The organism is Variovorax sp. F042 (assembly GCF_057814215.1).
Map to the genome: position 1 here is coordinate 1 of NZ_JBVASX010000083.1, position 289 is coordinate 289.

Consider the following 289-nt stretch of genomic DNA (forward strand, 5'->3'; position numbering starts at 1 on the left):
GCCGATGTCGAAGCCCTTGAGCCCCGCTTCCTCCAGCGTCGGCACGTCGGGCAGCACCGACGAGCGGCGCGCCGTGGTCACGGCCAGCGCGCGCAGCTTGCCGCCCGTGATGTGCTGCAGCACCGGCGTGATGGTGTCGAAGGACATCGCCACCTGGCCGCCGAGCAGGTCGGTGGTGAGCGGGCCGCTGCCCTTGTAGGGCACGTGCCGCAGCGTGGTGCCGGTGCTGGACTGGAACTGCGTGCCGATCAGGTGCTGCGCCGTGCCGTTGCCATTGGAGCCGTAGGCC

1 protein-coding gene is annotated in these 289 nt (G+C 71.3%); it reads right to left on the bottom strand.

Going from position 1 to position 289, the window contains the following annotated elements; translation table 11 throughout:
- Window positions 1-289: tripartite tricarboxylate transporter substrate-binding protein (locus ACZYSP_RS35505; protein WP_489019250.1), on the bottom strand; the 289-nt coding region annotated here is incomplete at both ends.